The sequence below is a fragment of the Hymenobacter glacialis genome, assembly GCF_001816165.1.
GTDB lineage: Bacteria > Bacteroidota > Bacteroidia > Cytophagales > Hymenobacteraceae > Hymenobacter > Hymenobacter glacialis.
Genome location: NZ_MDZC01000057.1, coordinates 64,485 through 79,756, shown reverse-complemented (window position 1 = coordinate 79,756; position 15,272 = coordinate 64,485). Strand labels below are relative to the sequence as shown.

Annotated in this window: 11 protein-coding genes and 1 pseudogene; 6 read left to right on the top strand and 6 right to left on the bottom strand. The window is 61.3% G+C overall.

Annotated features, from left to right (window positions below):
• Positions 1–44 precede the first annotated feature (44 nt).
• Positions 45–1,019, bottom strand: a complete 975-nt coding sequence (locus tag BEN48_RS08205; protein ID WP_070734104.1) for an isopenicillin N synthase family dioxygenase — start codon at positions 1,017–1,019, stop codon at positions 45–47.
• A gap of 159 nt (positions 1,020–1,178) precedes the next feature.
• Between BEN48_RS08205 and BEN48_RS08200 the strand changes: the two genes are divergently transcribed.
• From BEN48_RS08200 to BEN48_RS08190, 3 genes are all read left to right on the top strand, one after another.
• Positions 1,179–2,024, top strand: coding sequence for a hypothetical protein (locus BEN48_RS08200; RefSeq protein WP_070734103.1), 846 nt, complete (start codon positions 1,179–1,181; stop codon positions 2,022–2,024).
• A gap of 148 nt (positions 2,025–2,172) precedes the next feature.
• The gene (locus BEN48_RS19090) at positions 2,173–3,459 is read left to right on the top strand and encodes an AAA family ATPase (RefSeq protein ID WP_070734102.1); all 1,287 of its coding nucleotides are present in this window, start codon (positions 2,173–2,175) and stop codon (positions 3,457–3,459) included.
• Positions 3,460–3,531: 72 nt separating this feature from the next.
• On the top strand, positions 3,532–4,575 hold the full coding sequence (locus BEN48_RS08190; protein ID WP_070734101.1) for a 5-methylcytosine restriction system specificity protein McrC: 1,044 nt from the start codon (positions 3,532–3,534) through the stop codon (positions 4,573–4,575).
• A 136-nt stretch (positions 4,576–4,711) separates the two neighbouring features.
• On the opposite strand, the gene BEN48_RS08185 is transcribed toward BEN48_RS08190, so the two are convergent.
• Positions 4,712–4,948: a hypothetical protein gene (locus tag BEN48_RS08185; RefSeq protein WP_070734100.1), complete on the bottom strand. Its 237-nt coding sequence runs from the start codon at positions 4,946–4,948 to the stop codon at positions 4,712–4,714.
• Positions 4,949–5,113: 165 nt separating this feature from the next.
• Between BEN48_RS08185 and BEN48_RS08180 the strand changes: the two genes are divergently transcribed.
• The 3 genes and pseudogenes from BEN48_RS08180 to BEN48_RS20165 form a co-directional block, all read left to right on the top strand.
• A complete protein-coding gene (locus BEN48_RS08180; protein WP_241502215.1) occupies positions 5,114–5,692 on the top strand; it encodes an RNA polymerase sigma factor in 579 nt (192 codons plus the stop codon).
• Positions 5,693–5,774: 82 nt separating this feature from the next.
• Positions 5,775–6,953: a S1 family peptidase gene (locus BEN48_RS08175; protein WP_083320887.1), complete on the top strand. Its 1,179-nt coding sequence runs from the start codon at positions 5,775–5,777 to the stop codon at positions 6,951–6,953.
• 514 nt (positions 6,954–7,467) lie between these two features.
• Positions 7,468–7,569: pseudogene (locus BEN48_RS20165) on the top strand (YkvA family protein); the annotation flags it as partial.
• A 668-nt stretch (positions 7,570–8,237) separates the two neighbouring features.
• Here BEN48_RS20165 and BEN48_RS08165 read toward each other — a convergent pair.
• The 4 genes from BEN48_RS08165 to BEN48_RS08150 form a co-directional block, all read right to left on the bottom strand.
• Positions 8,238–8,507, bottom strand: a complete 270-nt coding sequence (locus BEN48_RS08165) for an acyl carrier protein (protein ID WP_070734097.1) — start codon at positions 8,505–8,507, stop codon at positions 8,238–8,240.
• Positions 8,508–8,626: 119 nt separating this feature from the next.
• Positions 8,627–12,115 (bottom strand): efflux RND transporter permease subunit, encoded by a 3,489-nt coding sequence (locus BEN48_RS08160; RefSeq protein ID WP_070734096.1) that lies wholly within the window; start codon positions 12,113–12,115, stop codon positions 8,627–8,629.
• Between the two features lie 231 nt (positions 12,116–12,346).
• Entirely contained in the window at positions 12,347–13,522 is a 1,176-nt protein-coding gene (locus BEN48_RS08155; RefSeq protein WP_083320886.1) for an efflux RND transporter periplasmic adaptor subunit, read from the bottom strand.
• Positions 13,523–13,577: 55 nt separating this feature from the next.
• A complete protein-coding gene (locus BEN48_RS08150) occupies positions 13,578–15,233 on the bottom strand; it encodes a TolC family protein (RefSeq protein ID WP_158010127.1) in 1,656 nt (551 codons plus the stop codon).
• Positions 15,234–15,272: the final 39 nt, after the last annotated feature.

Sequence of the window (15,272 nt, the reverse complement as noted above, 5' to 3'; positions counted from 1 at the left end):
AAGCTCAGCATGACGTTCTAGTTTTTGACGTTACCTCCCAGATGTTACTTCTTCTTCAGGCCGAGCTCAATCAGGCGCTCGTTCAGGAATTCGCCGGCCGTGATATCGGCTTCTTTCTTGGGGTTGTCGGGCGTCACGCAGTGCTCCAGCGCAGCCAGGCTCATTTCAGAGCGCGGGTGCATGAAGAACGGAATGCTGTAGCGCGAGGTGTTCATTTTCTCGCGGGCGGGGTTCACCACGCGGTGAATGGTGCTCTTGAGCACGCCGTTGGTGAGGCGCTGAAGCATGTCGCCCACGTTCACCACAATCTGGTCGGGCAGGGCCGTAATGGCAATCCACTTGCCATCGCGGCGCTTCACCTGCAGGCCATCGGCGCTGGCGCCCATGAGCAGGGTAATCAGGTTGATGTCGCCGTGTTCGGCGGCGCGCACGGCATCGGCGGGCACGGCGTCGGGGTTTTCGATGGGGAAGTAGTGAATGGGGCGCAGGATGCTGTTGCCGTGCTTCACCTTATCATCAAAGTAGTTTTCGGGCAGCTCCAGGAAAATGGCAATGGCACGAAGCACGTCCTGGCCGGCGCTTTCCAGCGTGCGATAGGCCAGAAAGGTGCTTTTCTGGAAGCCGGGCACTTCTGCGGGCCAGATGTTGTCCGGGTACTCGTTCTTAATGGGGTCTTCCTCCTCCACTTCCTGGCCCACGTGGTAAAACTCCTTTAGGTCGCCGGTGTTGCGGCCCTTGGCGTGCTCCTTGCCTTTGCTGATGTAGCCACGCTGTCCGGCCAGCTCGGGGTTTTCGTAGCGCTGCTTGGCGTCGTCGGGCAGTTGGAAGAAAGCCTGCACGTCGGCGTACAGCTGCTTGGTCTGCTCGTCGTTGAGGCCGTGGTTTTTCAGGGCTACGAAGCCAATGTTTTGGTAGGCTTCGCCGAGCTGCTGCACGAAACGAGCCTTGCGCTCAGGGTCACCGGAACGGAAGTCGGCCAGGTCGAGCGAGGGGATTTGGTCAAGAAGTTGGTCTTGCATGGAAAAATTAGGTTTACTTTGAGGCTGAGTAAGCCCCACGATGGGCAACGATGCAAGTTAAGCAAAACCCTGCACCGGGTACCTGCCGTAAGCAGCCCAGCTTATTTGTTATTCGATTCTCGTATAAACAGCTGACATCCTTTTTTTGATTCCTACTACATGAAACGTTCTACTTGGCTGCTTTGCAGCACGACTCTGACCTTGGCACTGTTGGCCAGCTGCGAGACCAGTAAGCCCGCCACCGATGTTAGCGCTTCGGCTGGTGTTAATGCCCCCGTGGGCAGCACCAGCACCAACGCCGAGAGCATGGAGTCGAACGGCATCCGGCTGACTCCCCTCTCCGATTCGCCCAAGTTTCCGGAGGCGCAAATGAAGCTGCGCAACCCCATTGGGGGCGCCACCCTGCCCAGCGGCAATGTTCCTTTTGATTACCAGACCACGAATTTCCAGCTCACCAAAATGAGCGGCGGGCCCAACATGGCCTTAATGGCCAACTCGGAGAAAGGCCAGCACATCCACAACATCGTGGACAACGAGCCCTACACCGCGCACTACGAAACCCGCTTTAGCAAGCCGTTGGCCGATGGGCAGCACGCCATACTGTCGTTTCTGTCGCGTTCTTACCACGAAAGCCTGAAGCACCGCGGTGCTTACGACCTGCGCATTATCAACGTGGGCAATGCCACGCCCAGCGCTACGCCCATCGTCGACGTGAATGCGCCGAACCTGTTCTATAGCCGCCCCAAAGACACGTACACCGGCGCCGATGCCAAGCGCATCATGCTGGACTTCTACCTGGTGAATACCACCCTGGAGCCCGGCGGAAACCGCGTACGCGCCACCATCAACGGCACCGAATTCATGCTCGACCGCTGGTTGCCTTACCAGATGGAAGGCCTGCCCGCCGGCGAAAACACCGTGAAGCTGGAGCTGGTAAACAGCAGCGGCACCCTCATTCCCGGCACCTTCAACTCGGTTACCCGCACGTTCACGGTCAATCCGTAGCTTACTTCCGGGCCTTTCCCTTGCGCATTCCTACTTGTTGAATGCGTATAAGGTGGCTTCCCTGAATAAAAAAAATCGAAAAAGTCCCTTGGCCCCGCCAAGGGGCTTTTTCGGTTACAGCAGTTTATTATTCCGGCCCTCCCTCGCCATGCCTCCTGCCCCCGTTGCTTCCCTCCCGCTGCTCACCCGCGAGCAGGTGCTGCGCGCCCTGCGCCAGATAGCGCGCGGGGGCCGGCCACTGCCCGCGGGCACCGTGTACGAGCTGGTGTACCGGGGCCGCCGCTACCCGCCCCGCGCCGTGGCCGAGCTGGCCTACCGCCTGGCCACCGGCAACCCCGCCGCCCCATGGCCCCGGCCGGCCGGCGCACCCACCAACAGCCTGCTGGAGGGCCTGGATTTTACCATTAGCACCAAGCGGCCGGTGCTCACCTCCGGCTCGAACCACGACGGCGAGGAAAGCGCCCGCCAGCAGACCGAGGACCTTTACACCGGCCTGCCACGCGAGACCAAGGACCACCCCACTCCCGCCCACGCCGCCGAGCCCACCACGGCCTACCAGGCGCCCGCCTACACCCGTGCCGAGGCTTTGGTGGAGGTGTTCAGCACGGAAACCGAGCTTGATGCAGCGCTGGCTGGCCTGGCCCGGCGGCGCAACCTGCTGCTGCAGGGCCCGCCCGGCACCGGCAAAACCTTTTTGGCGCGCCGGCTGGCCTGGCTGCTGCTGGGGGCCAAAGACGAAAGCCGGGTGGAACTGGTGCAGTTCCACCCCAGCTACGGCTACGAGGACTTTATGCTGGGCTTCCGGCCCGATGCCGAAGGGCGCTTCCACTTGGTGCCCGGCGTGCTGCCGCTCCTGTGCCAGCGCGCCGCCCTCGACCCCGACCGGCCGTATTTTCTGCTGATTGACGAAATCAACCGCGGCAACGTGCCTCGTATCTTCGGTGAGCTGCTACTGCTGCTCGAAGCCGACAAGCGCGGCCCCGCCCACGCCCTGCGCCTGCCCTACGCCCCGCCGGATGCCCCGCGCTTTTTCGTGCCCGACAACCTCTACGTCATCGGCACCCTCAACCTCGCCGACCGGTCCCTGAGCCCGCTGGACTACGCCCTGCGCCGCCGCTTCGCCTTCGTGGGGCTTGAGCCGCAGTTTGGCGCACCGCTGCGGCGCCTTCTGGCCGCCCGGCAAGTGCCCGCTACCCTTATCGAACAGCTGTGCACCCGCATGGCCGCACTCAACCAAACCATTGCCGATGACCCCGAGCTCGGCCCCGACTTCGTTATCGGCCACAGCTACTTCTGCCAGCCGCCTACTCAGGCAAAAGAAGCTGAGCGCTGGCTGAAACTGATAATAGAGCAGGAAATCGGTCCGCTGTTATCGGACTATTGGCGCGAACAGCCAGCCACGGCGGCGGCACAATTGCGCAAGCTGCTAGCGTAGGGCACGCGGGCTAAAAAACCACACCTGCATTACTGCCCTTAATTTCCGGCTCTTTCTTGTGCTTCAGCCCCTGTGATACCACTTCCTACACTCTACTATTTTCTGTGCTACGCCTGGAACCGGCTGCCCGAGCCGGCCGTGCTGCAGGCCAGCGAGGCCGCGCCGTTTCATCGGCCGCTGGGGTTGCTGGCGCAGGTACTGCTGCACGGCACCCGCCGCCTGCTGCGGGCCGGATTGCCGCGTACGTTTCAGACGCAGGAGGCCGAGCTGACCAGCCTGCGGGGACGCATTGAGCTGGCGCCCAGCCTGGGCCGCGGGCTGCTGGAGCGGGGCCGGGCCATTTGCACCTACGATGAACTGAGCACCGATTCGGCGCTGCACCGCCTGCTGGCCCAAACACTGGGCGTGCTGGCGCGGGCCACGGCCTTGCCAGCGGCTTTGCGCCGCGAGCTTGGCCAAATACGCCAGCGGCTGCCGTCCGTGCCGGATGCAGCCCGCCCCACCGCCGCCACGTTCCGGGCGCTGCGGCGGCAACGGCCGGACAGCCAGGCGGCCTTCCTGCTGCACGTGTGCGAACTGGTGTGGCAGATGGCCCTGCCCGAACCCACGGCCCAGGGACGCAGCCGCTTCACCGACTTTCGGCGCGACGAGGTGCTGATGGCGCGCTTGTTTGAGCAATTCACGCGCAACTTCTACCGCCGCGAGCAGCGCCGCTACCGCGTGTATGCCGAAACCATTGCCTGGCAGGCCGAAAGCGAAACCGACGATTTGGCCCTGCTGCCCACCATGCTCACGGACACCACCCTGGAGGCAGCCGACCGAAAAATCATCCTCGACACCAAGTACTATGCGGCGGCCCTGCGCCCGCGCTACGACCGGCAGCGCCTCATTGCGCCCCACCTCTACCAACTCTACGCCTACTTGCAGAACCAGCGGCCCGGCCCAGTCCAGGCACTGGAGGGCATTTTGCTCTACCCAGCCGGGCCCGACTCAGATGCCGCCCCGGCCGTGAATGTGCGGTACACCCTGGGCGGCCACCCCGTGCGAGTGTTCACCCTCAACCTGCACCAGCCGTGGGAAGGCATAGCGGCCGACCTGCTGGGACTGGTAGCGTAGCCATTTGTTTAAACGAGGTTGAGAGGCTGGTTCAGAAATTGTCTTAAAACCACAAAAGCCCGGATTCTCCATCAGGAAAATCCGGGCTTTTTTATGTTAGCTAGTGGTATGAAGCTGGCACGGGGCCAGCAATCAACTACTTAGGCGTCTCGGTGGTGGTGGTGGTGGTGCTAGAAGCCTCAGTGGTAGCAGGAGCCATTGCGCCATCAGCAGGAGCCGTGGTCATGGTGCTATCGGTGGTAGTGGTGGTGGTTTCCATACCGGTAGCAGCAGGAGCTTCAACGGTAGTGGTTTCGGTGGTCTTCGACTCGCACGACGACAGACCAGCGGTCAGGGCCAGGCCCAGGGCAGCAACTTTGAACAGGTTGTTCATTTTGAGGTAATTTTGAAAGTGGGTTAACTAAAAAGCGCCCTTTATCCTGTCCTAGCTAAAAGGTAACCCGCCCGGCAAAATGTTTTTTCAGGCCGGGTTACTTGTGGCCTTTATTTGTATTAACCCCCAAAGTGAATGAGCAGGGGCAATTCAACTTCCTCTTCTTTGACTCCTACCGACGACGCGCTGATTGCGGCTATCCGCAGCGGCGATGAGCGGGCCCTGTCGCACCTCTACCGGTTGCATTGGCCCATGGTATCGCATTTCGTGCTGCAAAACAGCGGTTCGGAAGACGATGCCCAGGACGTGTACCAGGAAGGCGTGGTGGTGTTTTATGAAAAGGTTCGCGACGGCTCCCTTGAGCTTAGCTGCCAGATTAAAACCTACCTCTACGCTGTGTGCCGGCGCCTGTGGCTGAAACGGTTGACGAGCAAAAGCCGCTTCGGCGTGCGCCTGCTCGACGATGAGGAGCACGGCCCCTACCTGAACACGGGGGCTGAGGACGACTTGCTGGCTGCTGAGGAGCAGGACCGCCGCTTCAGTACCATGAGCGAGGCCCTGAACCACCTGGGAGAACCTTGTCGTTCGCTTTTGGAAGGATTTTACCTGCTCGACAAATCGATGCAGGATTTGACAACCGAATTCGGCTATACCAACGCCGATAATGCTAAAAATCAAAAGTATAAGTGCCTCGTGCGCTTGAAAAAGCTTTTCTTCACCCACTACAAGGAAGAGCCCATTTAATGCCCGTTGCCGGCGGGGGTTTTTCCCATCGGAACACCCATTTGTTACCTGCCGTCGCTCCCCGGCGCCGCCAGTATTGCCCATGATGACCGAAGCCGATTACTACGCCTTATTTGAAGCCTACGCGCATGGCGAGCTGGCCGGGCCTTCCCGTGCCAACTTCGAAGCTCGCCTGGCCGCCGACCCGGCTCTGGCCCTGCGCTTCGCGGACTTCACGGAGATGACCGGTACCCTGCGGGCTTACGGCCAGCGCCAGGCCACCCGCCAGCAGCTGCGCGGCATGCACGCCGCCATGCTGGCCGCCGAAGAGCCAGCCGCTCCCGCTGTTGCCACAGAGGAACCGGCCAGGCTAACCCACACCGTAAACCCGATGCTGAGCATTTCGCGCACCGAGCGGCGGTTGCGCCAGTTCTGGAGTGGCCACCGCGCCACGGTGGGCGTGGCCGCTTCGGTGGCCGTGCTGGCTGTGTTCAGCACCCTGCTGGGCCTGGACCTGTGGCGGACGTCCAAAATCAAGCCGTCGCTGTATGGCTACACGGTGCTGCGCCGCGAAGTAGAGCGCATTAAAAAGAGCCAAAAAGACCTGACCATCAGCCTTAATCAATTCGGACGCCCTAGCTCGGCGGCGGCTTCGCCCAAGGAAAGCACGATTAGCGGCACGGGCTTCGCCCTGACTTCGGAAGGGTACCTTGTGACCAGCTACCACGTTATTCAGGGGGCCGATTCGGTGCTGATTGAGGGCCGCGACAAGCAGCGCTACCACGCCGAGCCTGTGTACTCCGACGTGAAGCACGACCTGGCCATTCTGCGCATTACCGACAAGAAATTCACTGGCTTTGGCCGCCTGCCCTACGCCATCAAGGCGGGCCAGGCCGACCTGGGCGAACGGGTGTTTACCTTGGGCTACCCGCGCGAGGACGTGGTGTACGGCGAAGGTGCGCTGAGTGCCCGCTCGGGCTTTGAGGGCGACACGGCCTTTTACCAGGTGAGCATTCCCGTGAACCCCGGCAACTCGGGCGGCCCGCTGCTCGACGAGCGCGGCAACCTGATTGGAGTAGTGAGCGGCCGCCAGAACGATGCCCAGAGTGCGGCTTTTGCCACCAAGTCGTCGTACTTGGTACGGCTGGTTGATTCCCTGGACGCCGCCAAATCGGGCGCACCTTACCATTTGCCGCGCTTCGGCCAACTGGCTGGCGCCGGGCGCCCCAAGCAAGTGGCGAAGCTGCGGGACTACGTTTTCGTGGTAAAGGTTTTTGAATAGCCGCCTTGGCTGACAGCCACCCAAGCCCCTGCAACGGCCTGTTTCTTCATCAGAAACGGGCCGTTTCCTTTTTAGGGCGGGAGGCAACGAGTGCTTTTGCCTGATGGCCGCAGGCCCTTAGGCTGGCATTCGCTTCGCCGGCGGGGCAAAAGCGAGCCACAGCAGCAACCTTGGCTGCCCGAACGTAGTATTTAGGATTGGAAAGGCGATTCTGGCTTTTCCTTTCTTTTCGCACTACCTAACCCCCCACTCCGTGGCTCAAAACTCTCAAACCCCGCCCACTGGCGATAACGTGGCTGGCTCGGCCATTTTCAAGAAGTTCCTGGGAACTGCCGAAGGCTACATTCGCCAGCCCACCCGCATGAAGCAGCTCCTGACGGACGCTTACAAAAAAGCCAGCGACAAAAACGACGTGGGCTCACTGGCTCACGAAGCCTGGGAAACGCTGCAGACTATGTTCCGGCTCATCAAAGCGTCGATATCGGGCGAGTACACCGGGGTTCCCAGCACCACCGTGCTGGCGGCCGTGGCCGTGCTCATTTATTTCCTGAGCCCCATTGACCTGATTCCGGACTTCATCCCGGTGCTGGGCCTGCTCGACGACGTGGCGCTGGTGGCGTGGTTCTCAACCACGTTGAAGGGCGAGATGGACAAGTTTCAGGACTGGGAAACCAGCAGTGCCCGCGTGGTAGCCGTCACGGGCAGCACCCATAATGCATATGCCGCTACGGATAAGGAAACGCACGCTTCGGCCGCCGACGTAGCTGCTTCGGGCAACGCTACGGCTAGCAACGAGGTGAAGCACGACGCCGACGCGCTCGATGAGCAGGCGGCCGCATCGGCCGGTAGCCGCAATGCCGGTACTGGCACCACCGCACTGTCGGGGGGAGCGGTACTTTCCAAAGAATCGGCTAAGTCCCATGGCACCGTCGACCTGCCCGGTGCGCCTGAGGTGGGCGGCCAGTCGGCCACCGATGCCGGCCTGGGTTCACCCCAAAGCAGCAGCCCGCGCCCCGTGCATGAGGCAGGCCCCGATGCCAAGCCCACCGGCCCTACCAACGGCCCCACGGTGCGCACCTGGGACGGTAGCCGCAACGCATCAGATGCCGGCGCCCTCGATACGGGTGGCAATGTTCGCTAGAAACAGAAAGGCGGCAAACAAAAAATCCCCGGCAACTCAGGTTGCCGGGGATTTTTTGTTTGCCGCCTTTCTGAAGTGAATAGGTTGCTGGTTGTCAGCCATTATTTCACCTATCTCTGACAACTGACAACCCGCTGCGCAGCTTATGCCGCTACGGCGTGGTCGCGTACATAGCGCACGAAATCGCCTACGGTGGTTAGGGGAATTTCGTCGGGGATGGTGATGCTGAAGTTGCGCTCCAGCTCCAGAATGATGTCAACTACATCGACGGTGTCGAAGCGGAGGTCGCGGGAGAGGCTGGCGGTTTTGCGCACGCGGCTGGCCCGAATGGCCTTGCGCTTGCTGATGATACGGAATACCTGCTGCTCAATAGTAGGCGTGTGGGCGGCGGGGCTAATGGCGGATACGTACATTATAGGCAGTAAAAAAAGGGGTGGAGCCTAGGCTGGCCTCAACGCTGCTGCGAAGGAGCCCACCGGCGGTTTTTGCTGCAACAAAAACCAGCCAGCGGGTGCCAACAACGCAAAAAATGTTAAACTAGTATCGGTGGCGTAGCCGCCTGTACTTCTTCAGAGTCCACCTCTTCGGTAATGGTTGCAAGGGCATCCGGGTTTTTTCCGGTTATTTTTCCCTTGAGGGTTTCGCTCAGCAGGTACATCACCGGCACTACGACCAGGGTGATGAGCGTGGCGAACACCAGACCGAAGATAATGGTCCAGGCCAGCGGGCCCCAGAAGGTAACCGACTCGCCACCAATGAAGAAGTGGGCGTTGCCGCTGGCAAACAGTTCGTAGAAGTCGATGTTCAGGCCAATGGCCAGCGGGATGAGGCCCAGCGTGGCGGCCGTGGCCGTGAGCACCACGGGGTTGAGGCGGGTGCGGCCGGCCAGTACGATGGCCTCGCGCAGGGGCATGCCCTGCGCCCGCAGCATGTCGGTGAATTCAACCAGCAGAATACCGTTTTTCACCACGATGCCGGCCAGGGCAATGATGCCCACGCCCGTCATCACGATGCTGATGTTCTGGCCCGTGATGGCCAGGCCCCAGAACACGCCCGCAATGGAAAACAGCACCTCCGAAAGGATGATGAGCGGCTTGCTGAACGAGTTGAACTGCGTGACGAGAATCAGGAAAATGAGGCCCAGTGCACCGATACCGGCCAGGGGCAGGAAGTCGCTGGTTTCTTTCTGGTTTTCCTGCGCACCGCCCATGTTGATGGTGTAGCCGGGCGGCAGCGGGTAGGATTTGAGGGCCGTCTGGATGTTGCGCACCACGTCGGGGCCGGTGAAACCGCCCAGTACGTTGGAGCTGATGGTGATGACGCGCTTGGTGTCTTTGCGCTTGATGCCGCCGTAGGTGCTGCCGTAGGTGACGTCGGCCACCGACGAGATGGGCACTTGGCGAATGGCGCCGGTGGCGTCGCGGAAAGTGAGCGGCGCGTTCACGATGGCGTCCACGTCGGAGCGGTAGGGCTCGGCGTAGCGCACCTGAATGGGGTATTCGTCGTCGGCGGTTTTGAATTTGCTGGCCTCGGTGCCGTAGATGGCTGTGCGCACTTCCAGGCCAATCTGGCCGGTGCTGATGCCCTCGCGGTTGGCGCGGGTGCGGTTGATGTTCACGGCGATTTCGGGGTTGCGGTCTTCCAGGTTGGAGCGCAGCTGCTCCACGCCGCCAATGTTGAGCGAGTCGAGGTAGCGGGTCACCTTCTTGGAAAGCACGGCCAGCTTGGGGTAGTCGTCGCCGGCTACTTCAATGGCAATTTCCTTGCCCGTGGGCGGGCCGCTGGCCTCCTGGTCCACCGAGACCTCGGCGCCGGGAATGCCCTTCACCACCTCCCGGATTTTGTTCATGTAGGTGCTGGTGGCGGGGCCGGTGCGGTCGCTCATTTCCTTGAAAGCCACCCCAATCTTGCCCAGGTGCGACTGCGACACGCCCGAAGCCGTGGCCTCGCCGGGGTCGCCGGCACCGATGGCCACGTTGCTGATGACCGATTCCACGTCGGCATTATTCTTACCGATGACGCCGTAGATGCGCTGCTCCAGCACGCGCGTCACCGAGTCGGTGACGGACACGCGGGTGCCCACGGGCATTTTCAGGTAGGTGTAGACGAACTTGGGGTCGCCTTTGGGGAAGAACTGCACGGCGGGACTGCGGATGCCCACGGCCACAAAGGAGCCGATGAAGAGAATGAGCACGCCCACCATCACAATGGCCGGATGGCTAATGGACCAGCCCACCAGCTTGGCGTAGCCGTTCTGGAACCGGGGCAGGGCGCGGGTCTGGAACCAGGCAATCATTTTCACCAGCACGTACCGGTCGAGGGCAATGAAGGCGGCCAGGGCTAGAAAGAGGTTGCCGAGGAAATGGCCCAGCAGGCCAACGGCTTCGCCGTCGGGGCCTACTTCGGGCGTCTTGCCCAAAGCCAGCACGTTGAACAGCACGCCCAGCGCCACCAGCACGGCCATGGTGATGATGAAGCCCTTGGTGGCCTTGGGCCGGCTGTGCAGGTCTTCTTCAAAATGCTCTTCGCGCTGCATGAAGCTCACGGCAAACACGGGGTTCATCACGAAAGCCACCAGCAGCGACGCCATGAGCGTGATGATGAGCGTGACGGGCAGGTAGTACATAAACGAGCCCACGATGCCCGGCCAGAACAGCAGCGGAATAAACGGCGCAATGGTGGTGAGCGTGCCGGCCAGTACCGGAATAAACACCTCGCCAGCGGCGAATTTGGCCGCTTTCTCGGTGCTCAGCTCGGGGTGCTCGTGCAGCAGGCGATGGGTGTTTTCGATGACCACGATGGCATCGTCCACCACAATGCCCAGCACGAGCAGGAAGGCGAAAAGCACAATCATGTTCAGCGAGAAGTCGAAGGCCGGCAGAATGAGGAAGGCCAGGAACATGGACAGCGGCACCGACAAGCCCACAAACATGGCGTTGGTGGTGCCCATGAAGAACATGAGGATGAACGTCACCAGCAAAAAGCCGATGATGATGGTGTTGATGAGGTCGTGCAGCGTCACGCGGGTGTCATTCGAGGTGTCGCCGGTCACGGTGATGGTCAACTCCTTGGGCAGGCTGGCTTTGGAGTCGGCAAGCATCACCTTGATTTTGTCGCTGGCGTCAATCAGGTTTTCGCCCTGGCGCTTCACCACGTTCAGGGTAATGGCGGGCTTGCCGTCGAGGCGGGCATAGCTTTCGCGGTCCTTGAAGCCGTCGGTGACGGTGGCGATGTCGCCGAGGCGCACGGGCGCGCCGCTCAGGTTCTTAATCTGGATGTTGGCAATGTCCTCGGCCCGCACGTACTGGCCAGCCACGCGCACGGCGCGCTTCTGCCCGCCCACGTCAATGGTGCCGCCCGAAACGGTAACGTTCTCAGCCCCGATGGCGCGCGAAATGTCGCTGAAACCCAGGCGCGAAGCCCGCAGCTTGTTCAGGTCCACGTCCACGTTCACCTGCTGGTCGAGGGCACCGATGATGTCCACGCGGGTGATTTCGGGCAGGGCCTCAATCTTGTCCTGGAAGTCGTCGGCAAACTTTTTGAGCTGGGCGGCGGGGAGGTTGCCGGCCAGGTTGACGTACATAATGGGCTGCTCGGAGATGTTCACCTCCTTCACCAGGGGCGCGGAGGGCAGGTCGTTGGGCAGCTCCGTGCTGGCTTTGTCCACAGCGTCCTTAATGAGTTGCTTGGCGGCCTGCACGTCCACGCCGGAGGTAAACTCCACGTCTACAATGGCGTAGTCCTGGTTCGAAGTAGAGTTGATGTGCTTAACCCCGTTCACGCTCTTGATCTGCTTTTCGAGCTGGCGCGTCACCAGGTTCTCGATGTCCGTGGGTGATGTGCCGGGGTACACCGTGGCCACAATGATGCGGGGAATCACGATGTCCGGAAATTTCTCCTTGCCCAGCTTGAGGTAAGCAAAAATGCCCGCGATACACAAAATCACCGTGATAATGTAAATGCTGGTCTTGTTATCAATGGACCAACTAGTGGGCCCGAATTCCTTCTCTATGTCCTGCATGGTTCTTCTGTAAAAGCCTGAGGTTGCTTAGTTGCCGGTGATGGTGAAGCCCCAGCGGGGCGACATATCGGTAGTAGCGGCGGTTGCTTTGCTATTTGAGCCCCAGCGGGGCGGCATTCGTCTGGCGAGTGTCGCCCCACTGGGGCTTCATTGTTTTAACTTGGCGGTATTACTACCGATGTGTCGCCCCGCCGGGGCTTTCGTTCAACAATCCTTCAATGGCGGGCGGGGCTACGCCCCTTGCACAGCTATCGGCTGGCCGTCGTTCAGGTTCTGGTAGCCGGCCGAGATAATCTGGTCGGCGGCTGTGAGGCCGCTGGTCACTTCCACCTTGCCGTTGTAAGTATTGCCGGTTTTGATGATGCGCTTTTCGGCGGTCGTTTTGCCACCGGATTTGCCCACCACGTACACGTAGCTGTTCTGCTCGTCGCGCTGCACCAGGTCTACCGGAATCACGGTGGCGTTGGTGGCGGCGTAGTTCTGAATGCGCACCGTGGCCACCATGTTGGGGCGCAGGTCGGTGGTTTTGTCCTGCAGGCGCAGCTCCACGGTGAAGGTGCGGCTGGTCGCGTTGATGTTGCGGCTCACCACACGCACAGTGGCCGGAATTTCGGTGCCGCCCAGGTCCGGAATGGTCACCACGGCATTGTCGCCGGCCTTGATGCTGTTGCTGTAGGCCTCCGATACTTCGGCCAGAATCTTGCCGCCCGTGCCGCTGGTCAGGCGCACTACCGGCGCACCGGGCGTGGTTACTTCGCCCAGCTTGGGCAGCACCTCATCCACGGTGCCCGAGAAGGGGGCGGTCACGTTGTAGAGAGCCTTTTGCTGGTAGAGGGTATTGAGGCCGTTCTGGAGGGCGCGGTAGTTGTTGCGCGCCTGCAGGAACTGCACTTCGGTGCCAATCTGCTGGTCCCAAAGGCTTTTTTGCTTCTCGAAAATCACGCGAGCAAGGTCCATGCGGGTTTTTAGCTCGGCCACGTTGGCATCCAGAATGCTGGCATCCACGGTGGCCAGCACCTGGCCCTTGCGCACCCGGTCGCCGCGCTGCACGCGCAGGCTGGTGAGGGTGCCGGCCGCGCGGCTGCCCACGGTGGCATTCTGGTCAAAGTCGACGCGGCCCTGCACTTCGAGGTAGCTTTTAAAGCTTTCCGGCTTGGCATTCATCACGCTCACCGGAGTAGCAGCAGCGGCTTCCGAAGGGCCATTTTTAGCTTCGAGGACAGCAATTTTAGCCTGCGTGTCGGCTTGCTCTTTCTTGAGCTTGGCCAGTTCGGCCTGGGGGTCTTTGTCGCCGCCGCAGGAAGCAGTGATTAAGCTGATAGCTATTAGCTGGTAGCTGATAGCCTTTTTAAGGAAGCTGCCAGCTTTAGGCTGCGGGCTATTCGCTTTGTTGAAAGACAATTTCATCGTAGGGCATTCTTGGGTTTTACAGAGGGAAAAGCTAACGGCTAACAGCTGCTGGCTAACGGCTATTCTTATACAGTTCGCCGGTTGCTTTGTCGCGGTCTACTTTGGCCACCAGCACGTCGTAAATGGCGCCGTAGTAGTTGGTCTGGGCCGAGCGCAGGTCGGTTTCGGCCGTAATCACCTCCAGGTTGGAGCCCACGCCGGCGTTGAACTTGATGCGCGTGACGCGGGCCACGTCGGTGGCCAGGGTCAGGTTGGCCTGCTGGTTGTCCAACACGTCCAGCGCGTTGATGAGCGTGGTGCGGCTCTGGGCGTCCTGCAAGTCAATGCTTTGCTTCAGCGTCTCGAAGCCTTTCTCGATGGTTTGCTGCTGCAGGCGGCTCTGCTGCACCAGGTACTTGCGGCGGAAGCCATCAAACACCGGCACCTGCAGGCTCAGGCCCACGTTGCCGAACCCGAACCAGTTCTGGTTGGCAAAACCGGCCGAGTTGCGCGAATCCGGCCCGCGGAAGGCGAATAGTTCGCTGCCCGTTTTGGCCGAGCCCGTGAAGCCGTAGGCCCCCGTGAGCACGAGACGCGGGTAGGCCCCAGCCTGGCGGTTGCGCAGGTCGAGGCCTGCCAGCGCCTGCTGGGTTTCCAGGGTCGAGAATTCGATGCGGTTGTTGTAGTTGAGGGCGCCGCGGGCCGCAATGGGCTGGCCACCGGACAGCGCGTTTTGCTGGTCGAGGCGGTTTTGGGCAGCGGTGTTGTCGCTGCCGGACGGGATTGGGGCGGTGGGCACGTCGCCCAGGCCGTTCACACCGCCGCCGGTGTTCATACTGGCCACGCCGAGGCGCTGGCGCAGGGCGCCGGCATCCACCACGGCCGCGTCAAGCGAGTCGGTGAGTTGAATGCCCTGCTGCTGCGGCAGGCCCATCTGAAACTTGAGTAGGCCCACGCTCAACTCGGTGAGGCGCTGGGCTTTCTGCTGCTCCACCACCAGGTTGTTGCGCTGCACGCGCAAGCGGTCTACGTCCAGCTTTTCGGCAAAGCCGGCCTTGTACGTTTGGTTGGTCTGGAACAGCACCGTGTCGAGGCGCTGCACGTTGCGGGCCAGCAGGGCGAGGCGCGAGCGGGCCACCAGCGTGCTATAGTAAGCCTTGCTTACCTGCTCCACCACGTCGATTTCGGCCTGCTGGGTTTGCTTTTTGGCCAGCTCGGTGTACACCTTAGCCGCCTTCAAACCAATCAGGTAAGAACCGTCAAAGAGCAGCTGCGATACCGATGCGCTGGTGTTGCCGGCGAATTGCAGGCCGAACGCAAACGGCTGCGGCGGCACGGCCAAGCGGCGCTGGTCCAGCACCACTTCCTGGCCCCCGGAAGCATCCGCCACTTTGCCAGGGGTGAGCACGGTTTGCTGCACCGGGAAGCTTACCAGACTCTTTTGCAGCTTGAAGTTATCGGACACGGTGGCGCCTACGTTCACCTGGGGCAGGCCGGCGCTTTTAATTTCGCCTACTTTGGCGGCCGCCGCGGCCTCGCCCAGACGGGTGGCCAGCAGCGACGACTTATTCTGGACGGCGTAGTTCACCGCCTGTTGCAGGCTCAGGGGCATGGTGCCCGTGGTGGGCGGAGCGGCTGGCAGCGCCGAAGCCGACGTCTGGGCGAGCAGCGCCTGCGGCACGGCGGCAGTCAGGGCCGCCACCAGCAGGGTTTTTGATCGAAACAGCATCTTCATAATCAGCAAAAAGGAAACGGGTAGTCGGGGGTA